This is a genomic window from Burkholderia sp. BCC1972 (genome assembly GCF_905339605.1).
Taxonomy (GTDB): domain Bacteria; phylum Pseudomonadota; class Gammaproteobacteria; order Burkholderiales; family Burkholderiaceae; genus Burkholderia.
On the sequence record NZ_CAJPGH010000053.1, the window covers coordinates 1 to 9,651 of the forward strand.

At 61.7% G+C, this 9,651-nt stretch carries 7 protein-coding genes, 1 pseudogene and 1 riboswitch; of the genes and pseudogenes, 5 read left to right on the forward strand and 3 right to left on the reverse strand.

Going from position 1 to position 9,651, the window contains the following annotated elements:
• Positions 1-516, reverse strand: a pseudogene (locus U5798_RS36610) (hypothetical protein); the annotation flags it as partial.
• 19 nt (positions 517-535) lie between these two features.
• On the reverse strand, positions 536-3,298 hold the full coding sequence (locus U5798_RS36615) for a type VI secretion system Vgr family protein (RefSeq protein WP_322084847.1): 2,763 nt from the start codon (positions 3,296-3,298) through the stop codon (positions 536-538).
• Positions 3,299-3,994: 696 nt separating this feature from the next.
• Here U5798_RS36615 and U5798_RS36620 point away from each other — a divergent pair.
• The 5 genes from U5798_RS36620 to U5798_RS36640 all read left to right on the forward strand — a co-directional run bounded on the left by U5798_RS36620 (position 3,995) and on the right by U5798_RS36640 (position 8,506).
• Positions 3,995-4,747 carry a hypothetical protein gene (locus U5798_RS36620; protein ID WP_322084851.1) on the forward strand — a complete coding sequence of 251 codons (753 nt, stop codon included), beginning with the start codon at positions 3,995-3,997 and terminating at the stop codon, positions 4,745-4,747.
• Between the two features lie 181 nt (positions 4,748-4,928).
• Positions 4,929-5,744, forward strand: a complete 816-nt coding sequence (locus U5798_RS36625; RefSeq protein ID WP_124451602.1) for a MipA/OmpV family protein — start codon at positions 4,929-4,931, stop codon at positions 5,742-5,744.
• 8 nt (positions 5,745-5,752) lie between these two features.
• On the forward strand, positions 5,753-6,427 hold the full coding sequence (locus tag U5798_RS36630; RefSeq protein ID WP_322084848.1) for a response regulator transcription factor: 675 nt from the start codon (positions 5,753-5,755) through the stop codon (positions 6,425-6,427).
• A 50-nt stretch (positions 6,428-6,477) separates the two neighbouring features.
• Positions 6,478-7,830 (forward strand): sensor histidine kinase, encoded by a 1,353-nt coding sequence (locus U5798_RS36635; RefSeq protein WP_322084849.1) that lies wholly within the window; start codon positions 6,478-6,480, stop codon positions 7,828-7,830.
• Between the two features lie 173 nt (positions 7,831-8,003).
• Positions 8,004-8,107, forward strand: a riboswitch (SAM-I-IV-variant riboswitch).
• A gap of 42 nt (positions 8,108-8,149) precedes the next feature.
• On the forward strand, positions 8,150-8,506 hold the full coding sequence (locus tag U5798_RS36640) for a hypothetical protein (RefSeq protein WP_185658162.1): 357 nt from the start codon (positions 8,150-8,152) through the stop codon (positions 8,504-8,506).
• Between the two features lie 180 nt (positions 8,507-8,686).
• Here U5798_RS36640 and U5798_RS36645 read toward each other — a convergent pair whose 3' ends face one another.
• On the reverse strand, positions 8,687-9,649 hold the full coding sequence (locus U5798_RS36645; protein WP_322084850.1) for an AraC family transcriptional regulator: 963 nt from the start codon (positions 9,647-9,649) through the stop codon (positions 8,687-8,689).
• Between the last annotated feature and the right edge of the window lie 2 nt (positions 9,650-9,651).

Genomic DNA, 9,651 nt, shown 5'->3' on the forward strand with positions numbered 1-9,651 from the left:
CTTCTCGTTCAGGAAGATCTTGTCGCCATACTCTTTCAACTCTGCGGCGGTTGCCCGATATCCCCATCGGAAATGAATGACGGGCGAGAAGGACGGGTCAGATTTGATGTAGTTGCCGGACCAAAGCGTCGGATTCAAAAACCCGTCCGGCGTCACGCTTTCCGTGTACTTCGCCGGCACCAATTGCCCGGCGTCGATGCCGTGATACATCAACTGATCGTCCAGCCGCCCGAGCCGCCGGTTCAGACCCTCGCACAACCCCTGCTCGGCGGCTTCGAACCATTCGCCTTCGGAGTTCACGCCATGGACGAAGATGACGATACCGGGCAACGGCATTTGCTTGATGCAGATCAGTCGAGTGTCTTTCGTCCACATCGAGACTCCGTCGCTTCTGCCGACGACGATCTGAGGTGGCTCCGGGCGCGGCGCAGCCGCATCGGGCACGTCGGCCTTCGCGGCGTGCTCGTTGGTGCGTGCTTCCTCTTCCGGCCGAGGATCGAGAGATGAATCAATCATCCGGACTCCTGCGCTTGCGTTAAACATTCTTCTTGGTGAACTGCACCGCCAGCCTCTCGAACCGATCGGTATCGATCGCCGGCAATTCCCCGGCCGTGTCGGTCATCAAATTCGACAGCGTTTCCGATGCCTTTCGAATCTGTCCTTCGAATCCCGGCGCTGCGTTACCGTCCGTCGGGCGGATCAGCTTCGGGACGCGGCCGAGCGGCCGCTGATCGAATGTCGGCAGGTCGACGCTCATGCTCGCGGGGCCGCCCCATGCATGACCGTCCGATTTCACGGTGAACTTGCCGGGGCATCCCAGTTCGATATCGCTGCCATGCAGCTTGAGATACGCGCCGCCGGACGTGACGAACACGACTTCGTCGCTTGCCGTGCCGGCCAGCTTGCCGCCGGCCGCAGTCAACTGGATGTTTTTGCCGGATTCGATTTGCGTGTCGTCGTTCTGCGATTGAAGGGCCACTTTCCCCTGATGCGCGATCGCCGATACACCGTCGCCGTGCGCGAACATCGCGACGCCACGCCCGGCATGCAGATTGATTCGCTCGCCGCTCGTGAATTGCATGTGTTGCTGCGCGATCTGATCGATGTTCTCGCCCGCATACGTGACGTGCGTTTTCGGCGTGACGTTCAGCGACCCCGCTCGCGCGCCGAACGCCATGAACGCGGATGCGTCGCCGGTGGCGCCGGATTCCGATCCGCCGGGTTTCCAGTGACGGAATGCGTTGGCGATGTTGTCTTGGCCGGCCGTGTCGGCGGACTGCCCGCCATGCTGGCCGGCATAATCGCCGAGCGACTTGAAGAGTTCCGTGCATTGATCGAGCAAGCGGATCAATTCATCGCGATCGAGCTGACCACCGGTTGCATGCGAACGCGCATAGGTCGTCAACAGCATGCCTTGGGCGGCGCGCAACGCCGCAGCGGCGTCGGTGCGCAGCTCCGCGCCTTCGCCCCGATCGTTCCCGTGTCCGTCCTTGCGCGGCTGCGTCAGATAGCCGAGATTCAATTGCGTATGCGCATGTTCGCTTGCCAACTGCGCGGAGATTTGCGACGGCGTATCGTCCAGGCGAAGCTGGTTATGACGCCGCCCCTTGATTTCCCGCGTCTTGATCCCGGACACGTAGCGATTGCCAGGAAGCGCGCCGGTATTGCTGAAAGTCGCGGGCGGGTTCGCGCCGTTGCTCAACACGCCGATGATCACCAGACGGTCGGGATCGCCCGAGAGATTCCCCAGCAAGACCTCCATGCCGACACGCGGCAGGAACAGCGCACCGAAGCATTCGCCCGCGAGACTCGCCGCGACGCGGATCGGTGCGCTGTCGCCGGCCAGACCGTTCGTTCCGGCGCCTTGCGCGTGAGCATGGTCAGCCGGATCCAGCCCGTGAATCCGCACACGCACGCGGCCGGCCTTGTCGCAGAACACCTCTTCGCCCTGCGTGCCGACGATCGTGCCGGTCAGCAGGTGAACCGGCGGCACGTCGATCGCCGGATCGTAGGCGGGCTTCAGCGGCACGCCGCGTTGCACGCACGTGAAACTGTTCTCGTAGCGCGTGTCCGTTAATCCCGATGCATCGGGCGGCGGGGCGGTTGGCGCGAGGTTGCGGCTTGCCGTGAACAGCCCGCTTGTGCGGCCCGACAGGTCTTTCGGCAGGTTGTTCCAGATGACGTGTCGAATCGACGTGACGACGAATCGACGACGATCGATCGACTTCATATCCAGCTCGGGGTCGCCCGCCAGCGTGAACCCGTGTCCCACCAGCATGTCGCGCACGGTGCCGAGGCCTTCGAAGTGCGCGGCTTCGAACTGATGGGCCAGCATCCGGTCGTGCGCGATGCGCGCGTGATCGCGCCACGAGTCGCCGACGTGCGGGATGTCGATCGCGACATCGGTCAGCAGGCGCGCAAGATCGTTCCCCGACTCGCCCTGGCCGATGCCGGTGACGGCCTCGAAGTCGTCCACACGAGCGGTCTTGTAATCCCACGACGGGCGGCGGACCTTGCCGGGCGACAGACGCTGGTTGTACGCAAAGAGGGTGACGGTGTCACGTTGCTCGACGCCGGCGTCGCGCGGGTGAAGGCGTACGGTACCGGCCGGCGCGTCCGGTAGACGATGCGGATCGTCGCAGAACACGAGCGTGTGAATCGGCCGCTCATCGGTCACGCCGCGTCTCCCGTCGAGCGGGGCGGCCTTCGCAAAGACCGTGATGCCTTCCCGGCGCAGCAGCCGCCGGATGAAGCGTGCGTCGGATTCGTTGACCTGCCGCGTCAGCTCGCGTGCCGGATACCGATCGGCCTGCAACGTCGACAGGTCGAAATCGAACGCTCGCGCGAGTGCGGAGCTACGCTGTTTCCACTCGTTCATCAGCGTCGCCAGAATCTCCGGCACGCTGCGCGAGCGGAACAGGCGGGCGTTCGTGCGACGGTCCATCAGCGACAGCGCGTCGCACACATCCAGTTGATAGACGGTCAGTTCGCCATCGGATTGACCGGTTCGCACTTCGTGCACGATCGCGTTGATGGCCCGGATGTTGCCGCGGTCGGTCGTCAGCCGGACCGATACGGGCAAGCCGAGAAACAGCGCAGGCGGCAGATGATCGTAGGTCGACACGCAGGTCAGTTGCCCTTCGATCCCCGACATCAGTCCCTCGCGGATATCGGCGTGATGGAGCGCCAGCAGATGGCCGACCGCGCGTTGCGCCTGCCCGAAATGAAGGGAGACTGGACGCTTGTTCAGATCGACCAGACCCGACGCAAAGTTTCTCAAAGTTGCTGCTATCGACATCACGACAATCTCGTTATTTTTGTTCCGGATTCGGATGGGTTCGAATCCGCCTCTCAGGGTGACTAGGCAACGGCACTCGGATTTTCGGTGCGAAGAATAGCAAGATATTTTTATCTTTAGCCAATATTTTTATTTTGAGATGTTGAAAAATTCATTCTGAAACAATGATTAATGATTGTTTGCTTGGAGTGGATTTTTTATTTAAATGAGAATATGTCGATTCGAATATTTTTAATTGATATTTATCGTGCCTCGTTTTTCCATATCGTTGGTTTAGGGCTTTTGGGGTTCGGACATGATTGAATCGGAATTTGAGAATTCAGAATTGTCCCGACTAAAAATGAGCAGCGGTACGTCAGGCCATTGAAATCGGTGCGAGCGGGCTTGCGCACTGGCGCGCGATGTGCCGCCCGCGGATCGAATCCGATGGGCGCCGCGGTTCGCTTAGCGTCGGTTGTTGTCGCCGAGGCAACACGGTAGTGTTGTGTTGGCCATTGACGTGCCGCCGGGCCGACAAGGAACCTGTGACGAGGCGTGCCGGCATCGGCGAATTTCAAGCGGCGGGTGCGTTGCCGGTCATTCCACCCTATAGTGCTCGTCGTTGATCGATCCGCAAGCAATCGGGGGTTCGCCGTGTTTCACCGGAAATTCAAATCGCGTTGTTCGCGCTTCGCGTGCATCGTCGCCGTGACGACGATGCTGGCGCCCGTCGCGGCGCGTGCGGAGGGGGAGGCCGTCGACGGCACGACGCACGTCGCGTCAGCTGTCGATCACGACACGTCGCCGGCACGTCCGATTGCCGGCGACGATCCGGTTGCCATCCGGGACACGCTGCAGAAGGTGCACGTCAGCACGCTCTCGCCTTCGTTGAGCGATCGCGTTCGCGGCGCGGTCGCCGGTGCCGCCGGCCGGCACGGCCCGACGAATCCCGACCTGGCGGCCGTCGGTCTGGATCGTGACGTGACGTTCGTGGTGCCGGTGCGGTACGGGCTGAGATACCGGTCGCGGCGGCAGCTGCTGACGCTGGATATCGACCTGTTCGATGCGGAGCGCGACGGCCGGGCCGGCATCCTGCTCCACAAGGTGACGACGGGGCCGCGAGGGCGCGGGCTCGTGATTGCACCGGAAGCGAAGGCAAAAGGGTACGTCCAGCACGTCGACATCATCGAACTCGAGGCCGGACAAGGCAAAAAGACCACCGTTCGGAGCCGCATGCGGCTTTCGCCCGCCGAGTACGCACAAACGCATGGCGACTTCGCACTCGTTTTTTCCGGACGCCTGGTTCGGCCTTACCTGACCGAACAAACCGAACATGCCGACCCGAGTATCGAGGAGCCGACGGACATTTCGACGAGGATCGCCACGTTGCACATGGATCTTCACGACATCTGGCTAGTGAGTCCGTCGAGCGGCGTCGTGGTGTCGAAGAAGTTGCGGTTGTCGAAGTAGCGGGTTTCGGCGGGCGGGTCATGCAGCTTTGCGCCTCCCGTCGAGCAGAGGGAAGCGCCGCCGCGATGCGATAACCAAAGGCGGTTCTGTCCTTGGACGATATTTTTCCTGGTAAGTGAGCGGTAAGTCGACTGGTCCTACAGTAGCCCCCGTTTCGATCGTCGACTCCAGGAAAATGATAGTGAAAACTGCCTCCCGCCGCGAACGTCCGTTACTGCTGCTTGCCGCTTCATTCGCGTTGTCGTCTGCTTCGGCCTGGGCCGACGACGGCACGATCCTGCCCGATACCGACAATTCAGGACTGACCATCCTCAACAACGCGACGAACGTCACGCATTGGGGATTGGGTGCCGGCGTCGGCATCGAGCCGTCGCCTTACAAGGGGGACAGCAGCCGCGTATTGCCTTTGCCGCTGCTCTATTTCGACAACAAATGGGTACGGGCCATCGGTACCACGGTCGATCTGAAAATCGGCAGCTGGAGCGGCGTCAGTGTCGCGCTGCGCGGCCAGTTCTCGCTCTTCGACGGCTACAAGGGCTCGGACGCACCGATCCTGAACGGCATGGAAAACCGCAAGGGCGCGTTGTGGTACGGGCCTGCACTGTCATGGAGCACCGGCTTCGGCACGTTGTCGGGCAGCTTCCTGCTCGGCGGAAACAAGGGCGAGCGCGCAAAAATCGGCTTCGAGAAGGCGTTTGCGCTCGGCCAGTTCTCGATCGCGCCACATGTCGGCGTGGAATGGCTGAGCGACAAATACGTCGACTACTATTACGGCGTGCGACCATCGGAGGCGCGTGCGTGGCGCGCGGCCTACAACGCCGGTTCGACAGTGAACGTGTCGGCCGGCACCCGTATCGACTATCAGTTGACGAAGCAGCAGACGATTTCCGTGGACCTCGGCGTGTCGCGTCTCGGCGACGCCATCACTGACAGTCCGATCGTCGGAAGACGGTTCGTTCCCGAGGCCAGAATCGGCTACATGTATCGATTCAAGTGAGTGCGAGTATGCCAAGAGTGGCGATTGTCGAGGATCACGAGCGCCTGGCCGGGCTATTGGGCCAGGCGTTGGCCGCGGCGGGGATCGAATCCGACCGGTTCGGCAATGTCCGGGAAGCCGCCTACGGGGTCGACCGGGCCGATTACGCGCTGCTGATCATCGACCGCGGATTGCCCGACGGAGACGGTCTGGCGTTCCTGAGGACGCTGCGCGCGGCGGGGCGCATGATGCCTTGCCTGATGCTGACGGCGCGCGACGCGTTGCATGACCGCATCGACGGACTCGAAAGCGGCGCCGACGACTATGTGACCAAGCCGTTCGAGATGAGCGAACTCGTCGCCCGCGTACGCACGCTGATGCGGCGCCCGGCGCTGCTCACGACGCTCGTCGCATCGTTCGCGGATGTGACCGTGGACCCGCCGCAGCGCGCGATGCGCTGTGGCGACCGGACGGTACTGCTGGCGCCGGCCGAACTGCAGGTTATGCTCTGCCTGATCGAAGCGGCCGGCCGGACCGTCCGGCATTCGATACTCGAGCATGCCGCATGGGGGCTCGCGGAGGCCGTCACGCCGAACGCGCTCGAGGTGACCGTGCACCGCTTGCGCAAGAAACTGACGGCGATCGGCGCAACGACGCGGCTCACCAATATCCGTGGCGCCGGCTTCGCGCTGCGGGACGCGTGACGATGCTTCGCCGCGTTTCGCCAGTTGCCACTCACGGGTAAGAAATCGCCATGTTCCGTCATTGGGTTCTGCGCCTGTCGACGCGTCTGTGGGTGACCAACCTCGTCGCGTTCGCCATCAGCCTGGCGCTGATATCTGCGCTTTCCGTCTATTTTCTCGATCGATATCCCGAGTTCCTGGGACGGCGCCAGCAGATGGAGAGCATCCGTCATATCGTGGCCGGGATGAGTTTCGATGCGGCCGGGCGCCCGGCATCCGTGCGATTGGGCGAGCATCCGGCGGTGATGTTCCGGCTCTTGCCGGCCGACGTGAAGTATCGCGTGCTCGATGCGACGGGGAAGGTGTTGCTGGCGTCGGTGCCTTCGAGCGAAGATCGACCGTGGCTGACGGACGACCTCGCGACGGTGGCCGGCAAGGTGCTGTCCGCCACGATCGACGGCAAGGCGTTCGCGGTCGCGACGCAGCGCGCGCTGAACGGCAGCGTCGTCTATTACGTGCAGGTGGCGTACAGCACGCAACTCGTCGATGCGCTCGTCAGGACGCGGATCGATCCGATACCGAAGACCATCGCTTATGTGCTGGTCATCGCGACCGTCATTTTTGGACTGACGCTGCCGTTGACGATCAGCCATGTGCTGAAGCCGTTGCGGGAGGTATCGCGTGCCGCGCGGGAAATCGAGCCACGCAACCTGAAGACGCGGCTGTCGTCGGCCGGCATTCCCAGCGAGATCAAGCCGCTGATCGATGCGTTCAACGATGCGCTGACCCGGCTCGAGAACGGCTTCGCGGTTCAGCAGCAATTTCTGGCCGACGCCGCGCACGAGTTGCAGACACCGCTCACGCTCGTCAGAGGCCAGATCGAGTTGCAGCCCGACATCAGGCAGAAGGCGCTGCTGCTTCGCGAGATCGATTTGATGGCGAGGCAGGTCAAGCAACTGCTGCATCTCGCCGAAGTCAGTGAAGCGCAGAACTTCAGCTTCGGCGACGTGAACGGCGTCGAAGTCGTGCAGGACGTCGTGAGCCTGCTGGCCGGCAAGGCCGATGCGAAGCAGGTGACGCTTCATATCGAAGCGCGCGACTCCACGGCGCCCGTGCGGGCGGACAGCGGGGCGCTTTTCATCCTGCTCAAGAATATCCTCGAGAATGCGATCAACGCGTCGCCGTCGGGCGGTGTCGTGGTGCTGACTGTTCTTGAGACGGCGATTCATGTTGAAGATGAAGGGCCGGGGATTCGGCGGGAACATCTCCCGCTGCTTTTCGACCGGTACTGGCGGGCGCCGGATTCGCGATATGACGGTGCGGGCCTCGGGCTGGCGATCTGCAGGGAGATTGCCGAGGCCCATCAATGGAAGCTGACGGTCGATGTGCTGAAGGCGGGGACGCGGTTCAGTGTCTGGTTTTAGGCTGGCAGGAAGGGATTCCGACCCTTATGCCAGACGCGCGGCCAGTGGGCTCCCCCGGTGCGAGGGCGGGAAGGAGGCCGCTGTACTGCTGAAGGGTTGCTTTTCACAGGCCACTTGCCCGACGTCAATTTTTCGATATAATGAATCAACGTTCGGAATGTCGAACGTTGGAAATCAAGCATCCAGAGTCGGATCATCCGACGCCAACCTGCCCTCCCGGGCAAGGTGGACGCCTTAGGGGCGATGCGGCCGATTGACGGCAACGAAACGGGAGCAGCATGGCTGGCACCGGTTCGATAATCACTCATCCGGAGCAACCATGAGCCAAGTTTCCTCCGCTTCCCGTCCGACCGTCTGTGAAGACTGGTCGCAGTTCCTTCCCGGTTTCACGCTGACGCATACGGTTCATCTCGTATCGAGACGGAATCCGGGTATTGTCTCGACCGCTGCGGCTGTGCTCGAAGGGGAAACGGCGACGGTCGATCGGTGGGCGATCACGCGCTGTGGTGATGTGCTCGAGCAGAAGATCGTGCTCGGTGAAATGACGGAAGGGCAGGCGGTGCGGTTGCGCGAGCAACTTGCCGCGCTCGATGGCGTATTGCGCACGAGGGTGGAGCATCATTTCGTGCGGGCGGGGGCGCGGGCGGCCGGGAATGCGTCGGACGGTAGCCATTAGGCGATGCATAAGCGTCGTCGCTGTGTCGGGTGATGTACAAGTCTGGACTAGACCAAACAGACTGCGTCAGTTCATCTGACTCAGTTCGGCCAAGTCCCGCCATTCGCTGGTTGCGAAGAATGTCAGCTAAGGTCAGAAAACCCGACGCTCGTGGGGACCGACGCAGCTACTGCGCGTTCATCACAGGTTACTCGCGCGCCATTGACTCGGATTCACGCCTATCACGCGCGTGAATGTTCGCGTGAAATGACTCTGATCGGAGAATCCGCATGCTAGCGCGATGGTGCTTAGAGACATGTGCGGCTTGCGCATGTATTCCTTGGACCGTTCGATTCGTTGCATGATGAGCCAGCGGTGGGGTGTAAGTCCTGTCGTCTGGTGGAAGAATCGCAGAAAGTAACCGCGCGACATGCCGCATTCTCGCGCGACATCCGCAAGCAGGATCTTCCCGTCCAAATGCTCAAGAAGAATCGCCTTGGCGCGACGTACCTGCCACGGTTCAAGTTTGTTATGTAGTTTCTGCCTTCGCCTGCCAACCCCTCCGTATTGATGCGCGACATGGGTCTGGAACGCCAATGTCACGTGGTCGATGAATAGTTGCGATGCACGATCAGGGTGAGCGAGAGCTGGTAGCAACGCTTGCCCGAGGGCATGGATCACAGGATCAACCACGCTGAGATGAGGAGGCAAATAAAGCTGGGGGCGCCCCGTGCCGCCGGCCTCGTCAGCCGTCTCTTCAAGAGTCTGGCGGGGCAAGTGAAAATGAATGCAATCGAACGCACCCTTAAGGTTTGATTTCCACATGCGGTCGAGGTCGTGAACCGTCACCATGCCCGCGTCATAGGGTACGAACGGCGCAGGTCGTCCATCGAGCCATAAGTCCTGATCACCGAAAGGGTGCAGTTGCAGCACCACGAGGTCGGCGTCTTCGAGCTCGTATGGTGCGGTCAGCCCGCTATTGCGGCGTGAGGTCGTCAGGCGCGTGATACCTATCTCCGCCTCGGGCAAGATTTGGCTGACAATGGCCTGTCTAACTTCAGCAGGTATTGAATCGGAGGATGTTGTGCCAGACGGTGCCGTACTCACGATGAAGCGGAAAATTAATATTTGGAAGCGCGGGAGTCTAGCAAAGCAGGACGAAATTC